Raw genomic sequence first — 19,288 nt, 5'->3', positions numbered from 1 at the left:
GACCCGATGAAATTTCTACTTGTCGAAGACAATCTTGACCTCGCAAACGCGATCGGCTCCCGCATGAGGTTGGACGGCCATGTGGTTGATCACGCTTCAAAACTGGACGATGCGACAGCCTTTGTTGAATCGCAGGAATACGATCTGATCCTGCTGGATATCATGCTGCCGGACGGGGACGGTCGCGATTTCCTCAAGCGACATCGCGCGAGCCATTTGGACACGCCGGTGATCGTTTTGACGGCCCGCAGTCAGGTTTCGGATCGAATCGGCTCGCTTGATCTGGGTGCTGACGATTATGTCACCAAGCCGTTTGATCATGCCGAGCTTGAAGCGCGCTGCCGCGCAGTTCTGCGTCGCAAATCCGGGAATACGAAGACAACGATAGAAGTCGGTGGCATCGTATTCGATCCCCTGGCGGGCCATCTTACCGTGGGTGACGAGACCGTGTCGCTGCGGAATCGTGAACTGCGCCTGCTGGAATTGTTCATCAGCGCACCTGGTCAGGTTTTTTCGAAACAAAAACTAACCGACCGGCTTTTTTCTTATGATGATGATGTCTCTGATAACGCGATCGAAGTTTATGTGGGCCGCCTGCGCAAGCATCTGGAACCCTCGGACCTGAAGATCACCACGCTTCGTGGGCTGGGATACAGACTTGACCATGCCTCCTGATCCCAATGTGTCAGGATCGCTGCGGAACAGGCTGGTTCTGACACTGATCGGCGGCGCGGCCATACTTGCGTTCCTGCTGTTTGTCGCAGTCCGAAACTATGCTGCGCAGGTCGCGCAACAGGGGCAAGACAACATACTTGGTGCATCAGTGGCCTCAATCCTCGATGCGGCCGCCTTGCGGGAAGGGGTGTTGGAGGTCGATATCCCATATGCCGCCTTCGCGATGCTAAGCACCCCTGCGGACGACCGGATCTTCTATTCTATTTTTCAGGACGGCACGTTTCTTTCCGGATACGAGGATTTTCCACCGACCATTGGACCGCGTGACGGAAAATCGCTTTTCAGTTCCAGTCAGATTCGCGGTGAAACCATTCGTCAGGTCAGCGCCAGCCGGACTTTGGTGGGATTGGATAAGCAAACCGAACTGGTGGTCGCGCTGGGGCAGACACAAGACGCGTTGGCCGAAACTCTGGACCAGATTTCGCGCAATGCGGCGATTCTGGGCGTAGGGTTCTTTGCCCTTGCTGCCGCTCTTTCCTTCTGGGCGACGTCCTCGACCATCGGGCAGTTGAATAGATTGACAACCTCTGTCACCCGCCGTGGGCCGCAGGATCTGAGCCCGTTCAAAAAGCCGGTACCCCGCGAAATGGCCCCCTTGGTTGCTTCACTGAACTCATTGATGGGTCGGCTTGATCAGTCACTCAGCCAGTCAGAAGACTTTATTGCCGAGGCGGCCCACCGTGTTCGCACCCCTCTTGCGACGGTCAGGTCCTATGCTGACGCCACTTTGCAAAGGGTTGAAAAAGAAGAAAACCGCGAGGCGCTGCGCTCGATGGTGCGCGCCATTGACGAAAGCTCTCGTGCAGCCGGACAGCTGTTGGATCATGCGATGATCACGTTCCGGGCTGACCACCTTGAGCGGGAAGACATTGACCTGAACGCTTTGGTCAGTGACCTTGTGCAGCGCCTGACACCAATTGCCGAGATGAAGGACTTGTCGTTGTCGCTTTGTGGCGACCCACAGGTCATGTATTCAGGTGACCCCATCCTCATTCAAAACGCCGTGCGCAACATGATTGACAACGCACTTAAATATGCTCCGGCCGACAGTTCTGTTCGCATCGAAGTCACGTCGGAGCCATGGGCTCAAATCCGGGTAAAAGACCGTGGCCCGGGGTTTCCCTTAAACGAAATTGACACTCTCACGCGTCGGTTTGAACGGGGTAAGAACGCAAGTGGTACCATTGGGTCCGGTTTGGGCCTGACCATCGCGCAGGACGTTGCAACAGCGCATGGTGGAGCGCTTGCCTTGTCCAACAGACAGGGAGGCGGCGCATGCGTTACATTATCGCTTTAGTCTTCCTTTGGTTTCCCGCTGTCACACAGGCGCAAGTCTGGGAGGATCGGCAAGTATTCAACGCCGAAGCAGACGAGGCACATATTCGGGTCATCTCAAGCACCGATACGTTTTTGTTTGAGCCTATGATTTCCAGCTTTATCAAGGAAAACCCTGACATTTCTGTCGAGTATTTGGTGACGGGTACTGCCGACATCGATCGGATCGTGCGCACCGCACCGGAAGATTTCGATATTGTCATTTCCAGCGCCATGGACCTGCAACTGAAACTGGCCAATGACGGTTATGGACGCGTGATTGATGACATATCGCTGCCATCCTGGGCGCAGTGGCATCGCAGTCTTTTCGCCTTCACGTTCGAGCCCGCGACCATCGTGATCAACCGTGCCGCCTTTTCCGGCGCGCCTGTCCCAGAGACCCGACAGCAACTGATTGAAGCTCTTCGAATGCGACCGGACAGCTTTCGGGGCCGGGTGGGAACTTATGACATCCGTCAGTCCGGTCTAGGGTATCTGTTTGCGACGCAGGATGCCCGTGCGTCAGAAACGTTCTGGCGCCTGATGGAAGTCATGGGCGGGTTGGATGTGCGTCTGTACTGCTGTTCCGGCGACATGATTGATGATCTTGTTAAAGGTGAGATCGCCGTAGCCTATAATGTACTTGGCAGCTATGCGGATGCGCGCGCCGGGCACAAGGATACGCTTGAGGTTATCCTGCCGTCGGATTTTCAGACGACCATGATGCGCACGGTGATGGTTCTTGAAGGTACACCCGTACCCGAATTTGCCGCGTCTTTTGTTCGTCACCTTGTATCAAAGCAATCCACGCAGTCAGGTGGGGGCCACACCCTCCCGCCTTTGGCACCTTTTGACACGGACGAAGAACGTGAAACGATTGGGCTTGATCCAGCGCTGATGACGTTTTTGGACAGATTAAAACGCCGCCGTTTTCTGGCCGAATGGGAAAGCGCAGTTATCCAGAGATAGCCCTGCCGTCATTCCCTAAATGCACGATTGAAGTAATCGGCCATCGGCTTGACCAGATAGGACAACGGGGTGCGTTCATCGGTTTTGATCAGTGTCTCAACAGGCATACCCGGCAAAAGCTCCTGACCGTTGAGACGGTCCAGCTCGCCATCATTCATAACCACTTCGGCGCGATAGAATGTAAAGCCGGACTTTTCATCCGTGAATGTATCGGCTGACACGTTTTTGACCTGCCCGTCCAATTCAGGCGTTTCACGCTGATTGAAGGCCGGAAACCGCAGGGCGACAGGTTGACCCACATGCAGCTGATCCACATGGATCGCGTCAACGCGCGCGGCGACAAGCAATGGCGTATCCTGTGGAACAACATACATCATGGGTTCACCCGGCTGAATCACCGACTGAAGGGCAAAGACCTGACTTCCATATACTGTTCCGCTGACCGGTGCGCGGATGTCCAATCGTGTCAGCCGCTCGGACAGGGACAGTCGGCGTTCCGATAGTTCAGCAACTTGCGCCTGTACGTCCCGCAACGTGGTAATTGCCTCTTCCCGGCGGGTTGCAGACAGTTCAACGATCTGGATCTCGGTTGATGCGATCTGCCCTTTGAGGCGGGCGACAGCAGCTTCCAGTCGGCCTATTTCTCCTGTCAGGCTGGCTTCTTCCCGTTGCAGGGCCAGTACACGACTGGTTTGCGTCAATCCTCGTTTCAACAGGCTTTGCTGGTCTTCCAGCTCATCCTCGATCAATTCAACCTGACGGCGCAGCGAAACGAGTTGGGCCTGCGTGCCTTCAATCTCGCTCTCGATCTGAACCAGCTGCTTGTTCAGCTGTTCTTGCTGTTTGGATAGGGTTTCCACCCGGGCGTCGAACAGGTTTTGCTGACCTTCGATCAGGTCCAGATCAATGCTGTATTCCGTCTGAACCTCGTGCAACTGCGCCGCCAACTCTTGCGACGAAAGCCCGTCGCGTTCGGCCTGAAGCCTGACACGCCGTGTCAGAAGCTCAAAAAGCTGCGCTTCCACAATCGTCTGTTCGGACGATAGGAAAGTATCATCCAGCCGCAACAGCATCTCGCCCGAGGCGACCACATCACCATCGCGTACAAATATTTCGCCAACAACGCCGCCATCGGGGTGTTCTACCACCTGACGGTTGCTTTGTACCTCGATCACGCCTGAGGATACGATCGCACCTGCGAGGCGCGTCTTCACTGCCCAAAGACCCAATCCGCCAACCAAAATGGCAAGTGCGGCGAATCCCACCAGGGCGGGAATTCTCATACTCCAGGCCTGCGCCTGCTTCTTGGTCGTCTTTTTTGCCATTATTCACCTACGGGGCTAAGCTTGCGCTTAATCGCGCCCGCGTTCTGCACCATTGCGCTGAGAACCTCGTCACGACTGCCGAACCTGACCACTTGTCCTTTTTCGACAACGGCCAGATCGTCACATTCCGAAATGGCCTGCGGGCGGTGTGTCATGATGATGGCGGCTTTGCCTGCCGCCTTGAGCCCCCTCACGGCCGCGTTCAAGGCTTCGGTGCCATCCGCGTCCAGTGCCGAGTTTGGTTCGTCGAGAATAAGCAGAACAGGGTCGCCATAGAGGGCGCGGGCCAGAGCGATGCGCTGTTTCTGCCCGCCTGACAACTGACTGTCATTGCCTTCAAGGAAGGTACCATAACCTTTCTCCAAAGACAGGATCAGGTCGTGCGCATTGGCTTTCTTGGCTGCGGCCACCACCGCTTCGGAATCCGGGTTTTCTGACATCCGGGCGATGTTCTCGGCCACGGTCCCGTTAAACAGGGTAACCTGCTGCGGCAAATATCCGATATGGCTGCCCAGATCGTTGGAGTCATATTGATCCAGAGTGGCACCACCCAGTCGAATTTCACCGGCTGCCGGATTCCAAAGCCCCAGCAACGCCTTGGCCAGTGTCGTCTTTCCCGATCCGCTTTTGCCGATGACACCCAGCGCCTTGCCCGGTTGCAGCTTCAGATTCACGTTCCGCAACGTTGGCGTTGTTGCCCCGGGGGGAATGACAGTCAGCGATTTGGCTTCCAACTGCGCTTTCGGGATGGGCAAGCGAATCCGCTGCTCTTCGGGAGGGGTCTGATCCAAAAACCGGCTTAGGGAAGTCCAGGCCGTTCGCGCACGTTCGATCATGCCCCATTGGCCGACCGCTTGTTCGACCGGGGCGAGGGCCCGACCCAAAAGGATTGAACCCGCGATCATCGCGCCCGGTGTCATTTCGTTTTGCAAAACCAGCCACGCGCCCAAGGCAAGCATTGCAGATTGAAGAAACAGTCGTAACGACTTGGTCAAAGACGTAAAACTGCCTGTCCAGTCGCTGGCCGAAATGGTTTGGCGCAAGGCATTCGAACGCTGGTCCAACCACCGCTTTGTCACGTCCGCCTGCATACCCTGTGAGCGCACAACCTCTGCCGCTTGTCTCGCATGTTCCGCAAAGGCGTTTGCCCGCGCTGCTGCAGTTTGTGCTTCAGCGACTTTTCTGCTGGTCAGAGCCTGATTGAGCAGTGCAATCACGACAAGCAGAACACCGCTTGCCACGGCCAGCCAGCCCAGCAAGGGATGAAACAGGAAAATCGCACCCAGAAAAACAGGCGTCCATGGAATATCCATCACCGCCAGCAGAACGGGGGATGAGCACAGGTTTCGAATGGATTCCAAATCACGCAAGGCCGTTGCCGGGGCAGATCGTATTTGCGGCAAAAGTGAACGCCGCAGCGTTGCTTCGAAGACGCGCTCATCCAACTGTGACTGGAACCGTGCGCCGAACCGGGCCACGATGCGTCCGCGGGCAAAATCCAGCATCGCCATCAGCGCATAAAGCAACGCCACCAACAAAAACAGCGCTGTCAGTGTTTCCACTGCACGCGAGCCCAATACCCGGTCATACACCTGCAACATGAACAATGGGCCAGTCAGCATAAGCAGGTTCACAAAAATGCTGAACAAGAACGCCAAAGCAAGGAACGCGATCCCCTGATTGCGCACATTGCGCAGTTCATGCCGGGGGGCCGCAGATACGCGGTGTTCAGGTTTCAATGTTCTAAATCCATATTATCCGGAGATGCGCCCCCGCATTTAAAAAGTTAGATCAGCCTTGCCAAGTTTGCACATCTTTTTTTGGGCAAGAAACCGCGGGTCCCTAGCGTAAAGAAGCACTATTCAGCCGTAGCTGACAAAAATCTAACGGCAATTACAGGCGCCGCTGGGCGGGCGTTTCAGGATTACGGCAAATCGGGCGGAATACAGCAAATATACGGACGCGCGAAGACCGCAGCCCGCCAACAAGCCGCAGGCGATTAAGGTTGCATTGATCCCGCCGCGAAATGACCGAGACCGGATTTTTCGACTTCAACTGTAAGGATGACAAGCTTTTTTTAATGTCGGACATTATTGTTTATTTTGTCCTACATTAAATGTAAAAGTGAATGAAATACGAATCGGAGAAGCCGCGCGTGGTCAAAAGAACGCCCCCAAAGGAAAAAGCTGAGAGTGTCGGCAACACCTTGAAGGTGCTACCGGCTGGCAGCAGCGGCCGGGACGTTCTGGAGGCTCTCTCTGGAATGATCGAAGTGGAAGGATTGAAAGTAGGGGATCGCCTGCCGCCAGAGATCGAAATTGCAAATCAGCTTGGGATCGGACGGGCGAAGGTTCGCGAGGCCCTGACAAGTTGGCAGAATATGGGCATCGTTGTACGGAACAAGAAAGCCGGGACGCGATTGGCGGCCGAGGTATCTGCCAATACGATCCATCTCCCACTCACGCTGAAGCTCGAAGCCGAAAGCCTTTTGCGAACACACGCCGTGCGCCGGCCACTGGAAATCGAGGCAGCAAGGTTGGCAGCACTGAATTGCTCAGACGCGCAGCGGCTTTTGATTTCGGCCCGCGTTGCAGAGCTCATAGCTGTTCATTCTGCAGGTGAGGATTGGCGGCCGGCCGATTACCGGTTTCACGCGGCACTGCATGAAGCGTGCGGAAATCCACTTTTCGGGCAGTTGATCCGGCAAATTCAAAAAGCTTTTCACGAAGTATATGACACGCCCTTCGGTCAACCACACTTGGGGCAGGCCTCAATTCCAATACATGCGCCGCTGGCCGAAGCAGTTGTCTCCGGCCGTGCAGACGAAGCCGCAAGTATTATCGGCGCGATCATGGACATGGTCGAAGCAGAAGTCCTAGAAATCATGGAAAGCCAGAATGTCTGACTACGAAGACCTTTCGACGCGTCTTGCAGCAACCTTCCCGGATGCGGCTGGTTCGGTCACGCCGCCGATCGTTCAAACGTCACTGTTCATCTTCGACAATTACCAAAGTTTTGAAGACCGGATGGCCGGAAGATCAGAAACGGCCATATACACGCGCGTGGAAAACCCGACCGTCGCCGCGTTTGAAACGCTTATGGCTGAAGCCGAGCAAGGTCAGGCAGCCGTTGCATTTGCTTCCGGGATGGCGGCCATTTCCTCAACGCTGCTGGCATTTGTCAAACCCGGTGACCGGATTGCCTGCGTCGAACATGTCTATCCGGATTCATTCCGGTTCATGGAGCGCATCCTGCGCCCGTTCGGGGTGCATATCGACTACCATGCGCCGGAGCGTTTCGAGAACGACCCCGATCTGCTTGCCGATGTAACGGTGGCCTATCTGGAGAGCCCCGGATCGATCATTTTTGAGGCGATGGATCTGCGCCGCGTCGCAGAGCATGCCAGACGCCACAATGTGCTGACGATGATCGATAATTCATGGGCAAGCCCGGTGTTCCAACGCCCCCTCGCATTGGGCATCGACATCGTCATCCACTCAGCCTCGAAATACATCTCGGGGCACTCGGACACGGTTGCGGGCGTGGTGGTTGCCTCCCGAAACCATATCGCCCGCATCCGTGATCTGACACTTCCTTTGCTTGGTGCTAAACTGGCACCTTTTGAAGCGTTCCTGTTGACGCGCGGCCTGCGTACTTTGCATGCGCGCATGATGCAGCATCAGACGACGGCCAACTTGTTCGTCGATCACCTGGCCACTGTTCCGCAGGTGAGGCGAGTCAACTCACCCGGGGCCAACGACGTTCCCGGGTTGACGGGGCGGTCCGGACTTATGTCGGTTGAGTTTGATGACAGTGTCGACATCGCAAAGTTTTCTGATGCTTTGAACCTATTCCGCCTCGGCGTGAGCTGGGGCGGCTTCGAAAGTCTGATTCTGCCTGCACGCGTTGGGCTTGCTCAGGCTGCCGAACAGAACTCAATGCAGAAATTTGGGGTCTCACCCAATCTGGTGCGCCTGAGTTTGGGGCTCGAGTCGGCAGAAGACTTGTGGGCCGATTTTGCTTCGGCTCTCGCCGAAAGCACGGCTTAGAACTGTTCGCTCAATAAAATCAACAGGAGGAAAACATGAAAAAACTACTATCAGGAATGACGGCTGCGGCCGTGTTCATGGGTTCGGCATCTTATGCCGAGACCACACTGAAACTGGTCGAGGTTATTACGAGCCCCGAGCGTACAGAGGTGCTTCAGGGGCTGGTTGATGAATTTGAAGCCAATAATCCCGACGTCACTGTCGAGATTGTATCGCTGCCGTGGGGCAACGCGTTCGAAAAGCTGGCGACAATGGTGGCAGGTGGCGACATCCCGGATGTGGTTGAAATGCCTGATACCTGGCAGGCTCTTTATGCCGGGTCCGATCAGCTGGTCAGTCTCAAGGACCATGTCGCTGGATGGGAACACGGGGCAACGCTGACAGACAAGACCGTTGCCATGGGCAGCCAGGCGGGTGATCTCTATATGATCCCGTACGGCTTCTACCTGCGGGCGATGTTCTACAACAAAAAACTGCTGGCCGAAGCCGGTATCGACACTCCCCCGACTACGATGGAGGAGTTCAAGGCTGCCTCTGCCGCGGTGTCCGAGCTTGAAGGCAAGTACGGATACTGTCTGCGCGGTGGTCCCGGTGGAACAAATGGCTGGATCATGTTCGCCGCAGCCATGAACGGCACCAACGAGTTTTTCACAGAAGACGGCACCAGCCGCATCAACGAGCCCGGCTCGGTCGAAGGCATCCAGTTCATGATCGACATGTATCAGAACGGATATGCGCCCAAGGATGCCGTCAGTTGGGGCTTTAACGAGATTGTGGCTGGTTTTTATTCCGGCACCTGTGCATTCCTCGATCAAGACCCGGACGCACTGATCGCTATTGCCGAGCGGATGCCTGCCGAAGATTTCGCGGTCATTCCGATGCCTGTCGGACCATCGGGCAAAGCTTTCCCAACAATTGGGTTCGCAGGCTGGTCGATCTTCAATGCGACTGAACATGAAGACGAAGCCTTTGATCTGGTTGCGGCCTTGTCGACGCCCAAAGCCAACGCCACGTGGGCAAAGCGTGTTGGCGTCATTCCGATCCACAAAGGCGCCGATCAGGATCCTCATTTCCAGACCGAGCAATTCAAAGGCTGGTTCGAAGAACTGAACGGTGAGCAATATGTGCCGACAACAATGCCAACCAACCTGGAGCAGTGGGGCTATTTTGGCAGCACACTTCTGCTGGAAACCAGTCAGGAAGCCCTGTTGGGACAGCGCAGTGCGCAGGACGTCGCGGATGAGTGGGCAGAGTTCCTCACCGACGAGCATGCCAAGTGGAAGGCAAAACAGTGATTTCGCGCATTCAGAAAACTGTCAGGCCCGGGGAAACCCGGGCACGACGCTCGCTCTACCTGCAATACATGGTCGAGCCTTTTTTCTATTTGTCGCCCGCAATTCTTTTGATCGGTGCGGTGATCATGGTTCCGCTAATCATCGGAATCTCATATTCGTTCCAATCCATTGAGCTGTTAAAGCCTTTTGCGTCTGGTTGGATCGGGTTTGAAAACTACGTTGACCTGTGGCGAGACCGCAAGTTCTGGATCGCGATGGAGAACACGCTGTTCTGGACCTTTTGGTCGATAACGTTCCAGTTTCTGCTTGGCCTTGGCCTTGCCATGCTTTTGAACACGCAGTTCTTTGGAAAGAAACTTTTTCAGGCGCTTGTTTTCCTACCCTGGGCTGTCCCGACCTTCCTTTCCGCGCTGACTTGGGCGTGGCTTTTCAACCCTGTCATCGGCCCGCTGCCGCATTGGCTGGCCGCGCTTGGCATTCTGTCAGAGCCCTACAATATCCTTGGCGACCCCAAGCTTGCCATTTGGGGTCCGATCACAGCAAATATCTGGTTTGGCGTGCCGTTCTTTGCGATCACGCTGCTGGCGGCTTTGCAATCAATACCCGATGAGCTTTATGAGGCCGCAGAAGTCGATGGCGCGACCCCCTGGCAGACCTTCACCAAGATCACGTTGCCGTTTCTTGCTCCGATGATCGCGATCACCGTGATGCTGAGGACGATCTGGATCGCCAATTTCGCCGACCTGATCTATGTGATGACCGGCGGCGGGCCTGCCAATTCGACGCAAATCCTGTCGACCTACATATTCACCACCGCTTTTCGCAAATTGGACTTCGGCTACGCGTCAACCATTGCTGTGGCGCTGTTGCTGATCCTTCTGATTTACGCCGTTATCCTGCTCTGGCTTCGCAAGAAGCTGGTCAAGATTTGAGGAGTTGACCATGTCAGCTGTCAGGAAACCCAACCCCCTGCTGGTTGTGGGTAAATACGCGGCACTTGCGTTCTATCTGATCTTTGCGTTGTTCCCGCTTTATTGGTTGCTCAAGATCGGGTTGACGCCGGACGCACTGATCTTTTCAGAGGGCACCCGCCTGTTTCCAAGCGAGGTGACCTTTTCAAACTTCAAAACGGTTATCTTTCAGACCGATTTTGTGGCCTATTTCCGGAACTCTCTTGTGGTGTCGCTGGGCGCGGCGTTCTTTACGACCTTGTTCGCGGCTGGGGCGGGTTATGCCTTTTCCCGCTTCGTTTTTGCGGGCAAACGCATCATCATCGCCTTGATGCTAGTCACCCAGATGTTCCCCCTGCTGATGATCATCGCACCCATCTACAAGATCATCGCGGACCTGGGGCTGCTGAATTCGCTGACAAGCCTTATCGTGGTCTACACTGCGTTCAACATCCCCTTTGCAACATTCCTGATGCAGTCATTTTTTGATGGCATACCCAAAGATCTGGAAGATGCGGCGATGATGGATGGCTGTACACGGTTTCAGGCGCTGCGCAAAGTGGTGTTCCCGCTGACATTGCCCGGGTTAGGGGCGACGCTTGGGTTTGTCTTTACTGCCGCGTGGTCCGAGCTCTTGTTTGCGTTGATGCTGATCTCGAAGAACGACGCGATGACATTCCCGGTTGGCTTGTTGACATTTGTTTCCAAATTCTCGGTCGATTGGGGGCAAATGATGGCGGCTGGCGTGCTGGCTCTGATCCCAAGTTGCCTCTTTTTCATCTTCATTCAACGCTATCTCGTGCAGGGCCTCACGTCCGGCGCGGTCAAAGGATAGGAGGCCAGATCATGGCACGTATCGAACTTCGTGATGTTGCAAAACGCTATGGATCCGTCGAGGTCCTGCGCAACATCAATCTTGAAATTCAGGATGGTGAGTTCATCGTTCTGGTCGGCCCGTCAGGCTGCGGCAAATCCACTTTGCTGCGCATGGTTGCTGGTCTTGAACCGATATCAAGCGGCGACTTTCTGATCGATGGCGAGCGTATGAACGATGTGAGGCCAAGGGACCGGGACATCGCGATGGTGTTCCAATCCTACGCTCTCTATCCGCATATGGATGTCGCTCGGAACATGGGTTTCTCGATGGAAATCCGCAAAGCTCCGGTGGCTGAACGCATATCAAAGGTCGCCCAGGCGGCAGAGACGCTGGGATTGACCAAATTGACGGATCGCTTGCCCAAGGCCCTTTCAGGTGGTCAACGTCAGCGGGTTGCTATGGGGCGGGCCATCATCCGAGACCCGCGCGCATTTCTGTTTGACGAGCCATTGTCAAACCTTGACGCCGCTTTGCGTGTCGAGATGCGGCTGGAGATTGCGCGGCTGCATCAAAAGCTCAGCGCGACCATGATCTACGTGACCCATGATCAGGTCGAAGCGTTGACGCTGGCAGATCGGATCGTTGTTCTGAACGCAGGCGACATCCAGCAAGTCGGCAGCCCGCTTGAGCTTTATGAAAGACCGGCCAACAAGTTTGTTGCGCAGTTTATCGGCTCACCCACCATGAATGTTGTGCCTGTATTGGGAACTGAAACTGGTGTGAATGTCGGGAATGGAGTTGAAATTAAAATTCTCGATCAACCCCTTGCCGCTGAGGCCAAAGAACTGGGTGTAAGGCCGGAACACATCGATGTTGTGGAAAACGGTGCCGGTGATCTGTCCGCCGTTGCGGATGTTGTTGAACATCTGGGGTCGGACACGAACATCTACGTCAATGCTGAGGGGATCGGCCCCATGATGGTGCGCAAGCATGGCAATATCCCCGTGAAATCCGGGGATCGCCTCGGTTTGCGCATTCAAGCACAGAATGCACATCTGTTTGCCTCGGATGGTACAGCGTTGCTACGTGCTTGCTGAGATGATGGGCAATTTGGAAGATCGGGCCAAGTCGCGCACGACAGGACTCCATCCGCGGGATATTTAGATGAACGACAATCAGTTATTGCTTCCGGGGTCACAGTCCGAGACCGGGTTTTGGATTGAAACGCCAAGACACCGCGATTGGTTGATGAACCAGGCCAAGCGGCAACTTACGTTCTTCAGCGCAAGTTGCCGGGATGAGCCCGGGTTCTATATACTTGGTCACGATGGTCGCCCGCTGCTCGGCAAGCTGCAGGAGCTGCACACGACAACCCGGTTGATTCATTCTTATGCATTAGGACATCTATCTGGTTTTCAAGGTGCTGAACGGATCATCGATCACGGTATGGCATATCTTGAAAGCCATCACCGAGATCGCGACCACGGCGGATATCTTTGGGCGCTGGAAGGGGATCAGATCAAGGATGACCGCAAGCTTGCTTATGGGCACGTCTTTGTCCTTCTTGCCTCGGCAAGTGCGAAAATGGCGGGTCACCCGGATGCAGACAAACTAATGACAGATGTCCGAAATGTTCTGGAAAAACACTTCTGGGACGAAGAAGCGGGCCTGTTTCGCGATGAATGGAACAGGGATTGGACGCCGTTTTCCGCATATCGTGGAATGAATGCCAATATGCACGGCGTTGAGGCGATGCTGGCTGCCTTTGAGGCAACAGGGGACGAAACCTACCTGTCCCGCGCCGGTCGCATTCTGGACTTTTTCATTGGCAAAATTGCACCCGGTGAAAACTGGCGGCTTCCCGAACACTATTCGTCTGATTGGCAAATTAACCGAGATTATGCGGGCGATCCGATGTTCAGGCCTTCCGGAACAACGCCGGGGCATTCGTTCGAATTGGGTCGGCTTCAGCTTCAGCATTGGGATTTGTCAGGCCGAACGAGCCCTAATACTCCGAACACGGCGCGCCACCTGATTGCGCAGGCTTTGAAAGATGCGTGGCTGCCTGATGGCGGGTTGGCCTACACACTTGATTTTGATGGCCGCGTTGCCAACGCTTCGCGGTTCTGGTGGCCCATCACCGAAGCCATCGGGGCGGTTGCCGCTCTGATCGTGCTTGACAGAAGGCCAGAAGACGAGGAGTGGTACAGAAAGCTCTGGACCTATGCGAATGAAACATTTGTCGATCATCAGCATGGCGGCTGGTATCCAGCAGTAGATGGGGCAGGGGCTGTTGTGACATCCATCTTTGACGGCAAGCCGGACATCTATCACTCGTTGCAAGCCTGTCTGTTTCCACTGTCACAACGTCTATCGAGGTTGATGCCGCTTTAGGTTTGGAAAATCCGCAGTTGCGGCTTGTTTTACCCGAGTCAGAATCCGGTGCAGGATCTTGTCGAATACCCGCAGACTACAAATCGTAGCCTGCGACGGTGTCCGAAAGTCCCGGGCGCGCTCGGTTGCCCTTGCATTCCAGCGCTATGCATTCCAAACAACCTCGAACTCCTCGCGAAACGCAAAGCGTTTCAGGTGGTCCTCTATAACACCCATCCAAAAGTTCAAATCCTCACGTGGGCCGACTGAAGCAACTATTTCCAGCCCTTCGTCCGTCGCTTTCATCGCAACCGCGCGCCGGTTTTCAAACGAAACGTTTCCTTCAGTTGCGCCAAATTCGACTTGCCCTTTGTGGGACCAGTGCTTGCATAACTGCTGAAGATACTTGCTGGCCATTTCTGTTCGCGCATTTCCAGACGCGCACTGGTCTGGCAACATTTCCAACGCAGTTTCGGCCGCCCCGCGCATAGACTTGGCAAAAAGTGTTACGTCGATATTCGTGGCCAGGAACGTAACCCCAAGATCCAGACACTTGCGCTGCATCACGGGGTCCAACGTTAGGATGCCCGCTGCCTTGCCCGCTGCCACGATCCTTGACAACGCGTCCAAAACCGCTTCGACCACGTCGGGGTGGCCAGCATTGCCGATGTGCCCCATATCCGCGGCCAAATCTGACGGACCGATAAATACGCCGTCGACATCTGTCGTCAGAATGTCATCCAGTGCATCCAGGCCAAGGCGGTTTTCCACCTGAACCAACAGGCAAATCTGGTCGCCTGCCGTTGTCAGGTAATCCGGGATCGCCGCGAAACGCGAAGCACGCGCCAGAGCAGACCCAACGCCTCGAACTCCATGTGGTGGATATTGCACCGCGCGCACCAATTCCCGCGCTTGATCGCCGCTTTCAACCATTGGCACCAATATGCTTTGGACGCCAGCATCGAGATATTGCTTGATCATCCAGGTCTCGCCAATTGGCAGGCGCGCTACCGGTTGGCTACCTGTGCCTTCGATGACCCTCACTTGCTCAAGGATAGACCGCAGATCGTTCGGGGCATGTTCCCCGTCAACAAGCAGCCAGTCAAATCTGGATGTGGCGGCGATTTCGGCGGCATATGCATTGGCCATCCCAATCCAACATCCGATCTGGGGTTTTCCGGCTTTCAGTGCGGCCTTGAAGGGGTTTGTTGGCGCGGGCATTAAGGTGCTCCTTCAATCAAATTTGATATCGACCGAGCCGAAGGGTCCGAAATCGGCGTGAATTTCTGTGCTTGGCGGGCATTCGACGGGGCGAATGAAGCTGCCCGACAGGATCACTTGTCCGGGTTCAATACTTTGTCCGTATTGCGCCATGCGCCGGGCCAGCCAGACAACACTTTCAACAGGATCATTCAATACGCCGGCCCCAAGGCCGGTTTCCTCAATCTCACCGTTGCGGAAGGTCAAGGCACCAACCCAGCGCAGGTCGAATTCGTCAATCGCGTGGCGCTCTGTACCCAGCACAATCCCTGCATTGGCGGCATTGTCGCTGATCGTGTCAAAGACGGTTCTGGCCTTGCCGGTCTCGGGGTCCTGACGCTGAATACGTGTGTCCAGAATTTCAATCGCCGGTGAGACGTAGTCCGTGGCGGATACGATGTCGTCGCGGCTGACATTCTCGCCACCGACGGCGGATTTCATGATAAAGGCGATTTCAGCCTCGATCCGGGGCTGGATGAACCGGCCCGCAGGGACCATACCACCGTTTTCAAACGCCATATCATCAAACAGGATGCCGCTGTCGGGAATATCGATGTTCAGCGCATATTGCATCGCTTTCGATGTCAGACCGATTTTCCACCCGATGACCTTGCGCCCCTCGGCCAGCTTCTGGCGATAGATGGCGTTCTGCACCTCATAAGCGTCGTCCATACCCATCTGGGGGTGGCGCAGGCTCAGCAGACCGATCTGGTCGCCGGTGCGTTCGGCCTGAAGCAGGTCGGCTGCTGCGCGGGCATGCTCTTCGGGTGTCATGCCTTCTCATCCTCGACTGTGTTGCGCAGGGTGCCGATACCTCCGACAGAAACCTCGACCACGTCACCCGGTGCAAGATATTTTGGCGGGTCAAAGCGCGCGCCCGCACCGGTGGGGGTGCCGGTTACGATAAGGTCACCCGGCTTCAGGGTCATGAAGGTCGAGATATACTCGATCTCGCGCCGGATCGGGAACATCATGCGGTCGAGGGTGTCGTCCTGACGCAACTCACCATTGACGCGGGTTTGAATGCGGGCGTCATCCAATTGCGCCGGGTCGGTGAAGGGCACCAGCCAAGGGCCGATCGACCCTGAATTATCCCAGTTCTTGCCCTGAGTTACGTTGAACTTGGCATGGCGCACCCAATCGCGGATCGTGCCTTCGTTGCACAGCGTCAACGCGGCGATGTGCTCATAGGCTTCGTCCTGCGATATCCGGCGACCCGCCTTGCCGATTACAATGGCCACTTCGCCCTCGTAGTCCAGCGTGTGGTTTTCCGGCGGACGGATCAGCGGGCGGTTGTGGCCGGTAAAACCGCTGGCAAAGCGGGGGAACAGCGACATATATTCCGGTTGCGCGCTGCCATCCTTGTATTCCGCATTTCTGTCCGGAAAGTTCACGCCGACGCACAGAATGCGACGTGCATCCGGCATCACCATTTCATAGGTGAAATCGGAATGGGTCACAGGCTTACCCTCGGCCGCCGCAGCCAACTGGCTAAACTCACCCGCAGCGATGACCTCATACAGGCTGGAAAACTCGGGGAAATCACCGTTCAGGGCAATCGCACCATCATCGGTAATCGCGCCAAAAAAGGTATCCCCTTCGGTGGTAAAAGTAGCAAAGCGCATTAAGCCTCCTCGGCGGTGTCGATGCCGCCCATGCACAGGTATTTGAGTTCCATGAAGTCATCCAGCCCATGGCGCGAGCCTTCACGGCCCAGACCAGACATCTTAACCCCGCCAAACGGAGCTTCCGCAGTCGAGATCAGGCCGGTGTTGATTCCGACCATGCCATATTCCAGCTTCTCGGAAACTCGCCAAACGCGAGCCAGGTCGCGGGAATAGAAATATGAGGCAAGGCCGAACTCGGTGTTATTTGCCGCAGCGACGACTTCGCTTTCGGTGTTGAACTTAAAAAGGGGTGCGACCGGGCCAAACGTCTCTTCGGTCGCGACCGCCATCTCCGAAGTAACACCGGTCAAAATGGTTGGCTCAAAGAATGTGCCACCCAGATCGTGCGACTTGCCGCCCAGAGTGACTTCGGCACCTTTCGAGGTCGCATCAGCGATGTGCTCAGCAACCTTGTCGACTGCCGCCTGATCGATCAGCGGACCAAATATGATACCTTCGTCAAAGCCATTACCAGTGGGCAAAGTCGCTACTTTGTCGCGCAGCTTGGCGGCAAAGGAATCGTAGACACCGGCCTGCACGTAAATGCGGTTGGCACAAACGCAGGTCTGACCATTATTTCGAAACTTGGCGATCACCGCTCCTTCCACAGCAGCGTCCAGATCAGCATCATCGAAAACAATGAAGGGCGCATTGCCACCCAGCTCCAACCCCAGTTTTTTGATCGTTGGTGCGCATTGCGCATATAGAAGCGTTCCGATCTCGGTCGAACCGGTAAAGGTCAGTTTCTGTACTGTCGGGTTCCCGGTCATCTCGCCGCCAATGCCACGGGCTGAGCCGGTGACGACCGAGAACAGCCCCGCAGGCAGGCCCGCTCTTTCGGCCAGAACCGCCAACGCGATAGCTGAGAATGGAGTCTGGCTGGCCGGTTTCAGAACCATGGAGCAGCCCGCCGCCAGAGCAGGGCCAGCCTTGCGCGTGATCATAGCGTTTGGGAAATTCCACGGCGTAATCGCGGCTACAACCCCGATGGGTTGTTTGATCGTCAGGATGCGTTTGTCTGGCGCGTGGCCTGGGGTGACATCACCATAGGCGCGGCGGGCCTCTTCTGCGAACCACTCAATGAAGCTGGCACCATAGGCGATCTCACCTTTGGCTTCGGCCAGTGGCTTGCCCTGCTCAGCTGTCAGGATGGCACCCAGATCGTCCTGGTTCTCCATCATCAGTTCGTACCAGCGACGCAGAATTTGACTACGCGTTTTGGCGGTGCGTTTAGCCCACCCGTGGCGCGCGGTCTCGGCGGCAGCAATAGCTTCGGCGGTTTCGGCGGCGCCCAGATTGGGAACATGACCAATAACTTCACCGGTGGCAGGGTTGGTGACGGCAAGGCCGTTGGCCGGGTCAGCTTCAATCCAGCGTGTACCTACAAGGGCAGCCTCTCGCAGCAAACCGGGGTCTTTCAAAGGAAACATTTGGGGACCTGCATCAGTTCGAATTAGATAGATCAACGGCTTGCCCCGCCAAAAGGCACCAGGGGCAAGCAATCGGTATGGGAACCGCGACCCTCAGACCGGGAATATGACGTTAGTCTGACCGGTGCCCGAGGACGGGAAATACTCGGTCACAACCTCGCATTTCTTGTCGTAAGCGTCCCAGCCGAGTGCGCCGTATAGCATCGCGGTATCATGCATCGAACCTTCACCGCAGCAGAAGTTGGCATAGTCACCCAGCATCTTGAGGAACGTAGCGTGATCGCCGTTATTCCACATTTCCAGCACGTGCAGATCCATCTGGCGATTGAATTCTGAGCTGATTGTGAAAGTGCCGTTATTGGCGGCATAGTCCTTGTTGGCCCAGATCTTGTGCGACAGCGAACCCGACGCAACCAGCAGCACCTTTTCGTCGCTGGCCTCGACTGCTTCGCGGATTGCCTCGCCGACGATACGGCTCTCGTCATGAGCGTGCACGGTGCACCACGCACCGATCGACACCACTTTCATTTCGTGTTCACGGCTCATGAACCGCATCGGCACCAGCGTGCCGTATTCCACCTCAAGGCTGTCCAGGTGATGGGCCAACGTATAAGCACCCTTTTCGGTCGCAATCCGCGCAATCGCATCACCCAATTCGGGGTTGCCCTCATATTTATAGGGCAGGTCCTGAATGAACTGCGGGAATTCATTCGACGTGAATAGACCCTCAAAATGGTCGTTGGCGTTTATGTGAAAGCCCGCGTTCAACACCCAATGCGTATCACAGATGACAACCGTTGTTGCGCCCAGTTCCTTGGCGCGACGAGCAATCTCCCGGTGGCCATCAATAGCCGGTTGACGCTTGCCTTTGATCGGTCCTTCCTGCTCGGACATGAGCAGGGTAGGCACGTGAGTCATTTTGGCGGCAAGTACGATTTCTCCCATGGTCTCCTCCTGGAGTTAGAGTTTCTTCGCGCGTATTTCGAGTGCAGTCGGTTACAGTTTCCCCAGCTGCATGATGTTGTGGTTTCCGGTTGCGAAGCCGACGTGTTTTTGTTCCATGTAGAACTCGAAGCTCCAGTTGCCGCCGTCGCGGCCGATACC

General features: G+C 55.7%; 17 protein-coding genes. 10 read left to right on the top strand and 7 right to left on the bottom strand.

Annotated features, from left to right (window positions below; all coding sequences use genetic code 11):
• The first annotated feature begins 6 nt into the window (after positions 1–6).
• From ACR0DY_RS15590 to ACR0DY_RS15580, 3 genes are read left to right on the top strand one after another with little or no spacing between them, the layout of a single operon-like run.
• On the top strand, positions 7–675 hold the full coding sequence (locus ACR0DY_RS15590) for a response regulator transcription factor (protein ID WP_480507962.1): 669 nt from the start codon (positions 7–9) through the stop codon (positions 673–675).
• Positions 665–2,032 carry a sensor histidine kinase gene (locus ACR0DY_RS15585; protein WP_480484358.1) on the top strand — a complete coding sequence of 456 codons (1,368 nt, stop codon included), beginning with the start codon at positions 665–667 and terminating at the stop codon, positions 2,030–2,032. Before ACR0DY_RS15590 ends, ACR0DY_RS15585 begins: the two co-directional genes overlap by 11 nt.
• Complete coding sequence (locus tag ACR0DY_RS15580; protein WP_480484346.1) at positions 2,011–3,018, top strand: ABC transporter substrate-binding protein; 1,008 nt, start codon at positions 2,011–2,013, stop codon at positions 3,016–3,018. Before ACR0DY_RS15585 ends, ACR0DY_RS15580 begins: the two co-directional genes overlap by 22 nt.
• A gap of 8 nt (positions 3,019–3,026) precedes the next feature.
• On the opposite strand, the gene ACR0DY_RS15575 is transcribed toward ACR0DY_RS15580, so the two are convergent.
• Both ACR0DY_RS15575 and ACR0DY_RS15570 read right to left on the bottom strand, forming a co-directional pair.
• The gene (locus ACR0DY_RS15575) at positions 3,027–4,301 is read right to left on the bottom strand and encodes an HlyD family type I secretion periplasmic adaptor subunit (RefSeq protein ID WP_480546688.1); all 1,275 of its coding nucleotides are present in this window, start codon (positions 4,299–4,301) and stop codon (positions 3,027–3,029) included.
• Positions 4,302–4,342: 41 nt separating this feature from the next.
• Positions 4,343–6,082: a type I secretion system permease/ATPase gene (locus ACR0DY_RS15570; protein ID WP_480484348.1), complete on the bottom strand. Its 1,740-nt coding sequence runs from the start codon at positions 6,080–6,082 to the stop codon at positions 4,343–4,345.
• Between the two features lie 389 nt (positions 6,083–6,471).
• On the opposite strand from ACR0DY_RS15570, the gene ACR0DY_RS15565 reads away from it, so the two are divergent.
• The 7 genes from ACR0DY_RS15565 to ACR0DY_RS15535 all read left to right on the top strand — a co-directional run bounded on the left by ACR0DY_RS15565 (position 6,472) and on the right by ACR0DY_RS15535 (position 13,848).
• Positions 6,472–7,248, top strand: coding sequence for a FadR/GntR family transcriptional regulator (locus ACR0DY_RS15565; RefSeq protein WP_480488680.1), 777 nt, complete (start codon positions 6,472–6,474; stop codon positions 7,246–7,248).
• Positions 7,241–8,392 (top strand): aminotransferase class I/II-fold pyridoxal phosphate-dependent enzyme, encoded by a 1,152-nt coding sequence (locus ACR0DY_RS15560; protein WP_480546690.1) that lies wholly within the window; start codon positions 7,241–7,243, stop codon positions 8,390–8,392. The genes ACR0DY_RS15565 and ACR0DY_RS15560 overlap by 8 nt, the downstream gene beginning before the upstream one ends.
• Positions 8,393–8,427: 35 nt before the next feature.
• Entirely contained in the window at positions 8,428–9,687 is a 1,260-nt protein-coding gene (locus tag ACR0DY_RS15555; RefSeq protein ID WP_480898651.1) for an ABC transporter substrate-binding protein, read from the top strand.
• Positions 9,669–10,619, top strand: a complete 951-nt coding sequence (locus ACR0DY_RS15550; RefSeq protein WP_480898649.1) for a carbohydrate ABC transporter permease — start codon at positions 9,669–9,671, stop codon at positions 10,617–10,619. Before ACR0DY_RS15555 ends, ACR0DY_RS15550 begins: the two co-directional genes overlap by 19 nt.
• 10 nt (positions 10,620–10,629) lie before the next feature.
• Positions 10,630–11,472, top strand: a complete 843-nt coding sequence (locus tag ACR0DY_RS15545) for a carbohydrate ABC transporter permease (RefSeq protein ID WP_480477286.1) — start codon at positions 10,630–10,632, stop codon at positions 11,470–11,472.
• Positions 11,473–11,483: 11 nt separating this feature from the next.
• On the top strand, positions 11,484–12,551 hold the full coding sequence (locus ACR0DY_RS15540; RefSeq protein WP_480484351.1) for an ABC transporter ATP-binding protein: 1,068 nt from the start codon (positions 11,484–11,486) through the stop codon (positions 12,549–12,551).
• Between the two features lie 67 nt (positions 12,552–12,618).
• Positions 12,619–13,848 carry an AGE family epimerase/isomerase gene (locus ACR0DY_RS15535; protein WP_480484352.1) on the top strand — a complete coding sequence of 410 codons (1,230 nt, stop codon included), beginning with the start codon at positions 12,619–12,621 and terminating at the stop codon, positions 13,846–13,848.
• Positions 13,849–13,992: 144 nt separating this feature from the next.
• Here the strand turns inward: ACR0DY_RS15535 and ACR0DY_RS15530 are convergent, their stop codons facing one another.
• The 5 genes from ACR0DY_RS15530 to hpaD form a co-directional block, all read right to left on the bottom strand.
• Positions 13,993–15,048, bottom strand: coding sequence for an aldolase/citrate lyase family protein (locus ACR0DY_RS15530; RefSeq protein ID WP_480484353.1), 1,056 nt, complete (start codon positions 15,046–15,048; stop codon positions 13,993–13,995).
• 12 nt (positions 15,049–15,060) lie between these two features.
• Complete coding sequence (gene hpaH / locus ACR0DY_RS15525) at positions 15,061–15,861, bottom strand: 2-oxo-hept-4-ene-1,7-dioate hydratase (RefSeq protein ID WP_480484354.1); 801 nt, start codon at positions 15,859–15,861, stop codon at positions 15,061–15,063.
• Positions 15,858–16,712, bottom strand: coding sequence for a fumarylacetoacetate hydrolase family protein (locus ACR0DY_RS15520; RefSeq protein WP_480546698.1), 855 nt, complete (start codon positions 16,710–16,712; stop codon positions 15,858–15,860). Before ACR0DY_RS15520 ends, hpaH begins: the two co-directional genes overlap by 4 nt.
• Positions 16,712–18,184, bottom strand: a complete 1,473-nt coding sequence (locus ACR0DY_RS15515) for an NAD-dependent succinate-semialdehyde dehydrogenase (RefSeq protein WP_480484356.1) — start codon at positions 18,182–18,184, stop codon at positions 16,712–16,714. The genes ACR0DY_RS15520 and ACR0DY_RS15515 overlap by 1 nt, the downstream gene beginning before the upstream one ends.
• A gap of 93 nt (positions 18,185–18,277) precedes the next feature.
• A complete protein-coding gene (gene hpaD, locus ACR0DY_RS15510) occupies positions 18,278–19,129 on the bottom strand; it encodes a 3,4-dihydroxyphenylacetate 2,3-dioxygenase (RefSeq protein ID WP_480484357.1) in 852 nt (283 codons plus the stop codon).
• Positions 19,130–19,288: the final 159 nt, after the last annotated feature.

The organism is Ruegeria sp. O6 (assembly GCF_056535045.1).
The sequence above is the reverse complement of the archived record's forward strand: the minus strand, read 5'-3'. Positions and strand labels throughout refer to the sequence as shown.

What these genes read in the sequence shown, in the direction of transcription:
- ACR0DY_RS15515 (WP_480484356.1), bottom strand. Translation starts at nt 18,184, where the DNA reads ATGTTTCCTTTGAAAGACCCCGGTTTGCTGCGAGAGGCTGCCCTTGTA.
- ACR0DY_RS15590 (WP_480507962.1), top strand. Translation starts at nt 7, where the DNA reads ATGAAATTTCTACTTGTCGAAGACAATCTTGACCTCGCAAACGCGATC.
- ACR0DY_RS15530 (WP_480484353.1), bottom strand. Translation starts at nt 15,048, where the DNA reads ATGCCCGCGCCAACAAACCCCTTCAAGGCCGCACTGAAAGCCGGAAAA.
- ACR0DY_RS15545 (WP_480477286.1), top strand. Translation starts at nt 10,630, where the DNA reads ATGTCAGCTGTCAGGAAACCCAACCCCCTGCTGGTTGTGGGTAAATAC.
- ACR0DY_RS15560 (WP_480546690.1), top strand. Translation starts at nt 7,241, where the DNA reads ATGTCTGACTACGAAGACCTTTCGACGCGTCTTGCAGCAACCTTCCCG.
- ACR0DY_RS15520 (WP_480546698.1), bottom strand. Translation starts at nt 16,712, where the DNA reads ATGCGCTTTGCTACTTTTACCACCGAAGGGGATACCTTTTTTGGCGCG.
- ACR0DY_RS15565 (WP_480488680.1), top strand. Translation starts at nt 6,472, where the DNA reads ATGAAATACGAATCGGAGAAGCCGCGCGTGGTCAAAAGAACGCCCCCA.
- ACR0DY_RS15555 (WP_480898651.1), top strand. Translation starts at nt 8,428, where the DNA reads ATGAAAAAACTACTATCAGGAATGACGGCTGCGGCCGTGTTCATGGGT.
- ACR0DY_RS15575 (WP_480546688.1), bottom strand. Translation starts at nt 4,301, where the DNA reads ATGAGAATTCCCGCCCTGGTGGGATTCGCCGCACTTGCCATTTTGGTT.
- ACR0DY_RS15585 (WP_480484358.1), top strand. Translation starts at nt 665, where the DNA reads ATGCCTCCTGATCCCAATGTGTCAGGATCGCTGCGGAACAGGCTGGTT.
- hpaH (WP_480484354.1), bottom strand. Translation starts at nt 15,861, where the DNA reads ATGACACCCGAAGAGCATGCCCGCGCAGCAGCCGACCTGCTTCAGGCC.
- ACR0DY_RS15540 (WP_480484351.1), top strand. Translation starts at nt 11,484, where the DNA reads ATGGCACGTATCGAACTTCGTGATGTTGCAAAACGCTATGGATCCGTC.
- ACR0DY_RS15580 (WP_480484346.1), top strand. Translation starts at nt 2,011, where the DNA reads ATGCGTTACATTATCGCTTTAGTCTTCCTTTGGTTTCCCGCTGTCACA.
- hpaD (WP_480484357.1), bottom strand. Translation starts at nt 19,129, where the DNA reads ATGGGAGAAATCGTACTTGCCGCCAAAATGACTCACGTGCCTACCCTG.
- ACR0DY_RS15535 (WP_480484352.1), top strand. Translation starts at nt 12,619, where the DNA reads ATGAACGACAATCAGTTATTGCTTCCGGGGTCACAGTCCGAGACCGGG.